The 644-nt window shown below is 43.5% G+C and carries 2 protein-coding genes; both read left to right on the top strand.

Annotated features, from left to right (window positions below):
* Window positions 1-153 precede the first annotated feature (153 nt).
* Entirely contained in the window at window positions 154-306 is a 153-nt protein-coding gene (locus BHE18_RS23270; RefSeq protein WP_171910720.1) for a hypothetical protein, read from the top strand.
* Window positions 307-419: 113 nt separating this feature from the next.
* On the top strand, window positions 420-644 hold a 225-nt coding region (locus tag BHE18_RS14955; RefSeq protein WP_141771894.1), incomplete at its 3' end, for a VTC domain-containing protein.

Below are 644 nucleotides of genomic sequence, written 5' to 3'. Positions count from 1 at the left end.
ATATGAAGATAAAAATCTATCGTTTTCGGGGGGAAATATATTTTTTATATGAAGTAGGTCAAAAAGGTGGGGGAAAAATGGTCGGTGTAAAAACAGTGGGTAGTCAGGAGTAGAGGAGTAAGAGGAGCAGCAGGGAGCTGAGGAGGAAGTGGGATGGGGCGCGGGAGCCTGATAGAACGGAAGGTTAAAGTTTTTTTTTTTTTCCTATCGATCGCCCAGTGGATTGTCGAAAGCCACGGCGGCACGATTACAGCTTTCGCCAATAAACCCTCAGGCACCACATTCCAAGTGAAATTACCGAAATAAAGATCGCCAACTGGCGGTCTTTTTTTATTTTAAGGTTAGTTTAAGGAAAGCGGCCCATACTCAAGCTTAAGAACTTCACACATCACAGGCAACAGCATAAAGGAGAGAGAACGATGAAAGCGATGAGTTTAAACGGGGTTCAAGGCCGACGGGAAATCAAACACGAAATGACGCAATTGGAATGCTACCTATTACGCAATAAGCTGAAGCATTATATGGAAATAGATGGCCATGCCAAAGCAAACGGCACGTATCAGATTCGCAGCGTCTATTTCGACAACTTTGATAACAAAGTCATGAACCAGAAAAAAGAGGGCAACTTCGAACGCGATAAATTC

The organism is Rossellomorea aquimaris (assembly GCF_001877785.1).
Classification (GTDB): domain Bacteria; phylum Bacillota; class Bacilli; order Bacillales; family Bacillaceae_B; genus Rossellomorea; species Rossellomorea aquimaris_A.
This window is presented reverse-complemented; position numbering and strand designations above follow the sequence as displayed.

What these genes read in the sequence shown, in the direction of transcription:
- BHE18_RS23270 (WP_171910720.1), top strand. Translation starts at nt 154, where the DNA reads ATGGGGCGCGGGAGCCTGATAGAACGGAAGGTTAAAGTTTTTTTTTTT.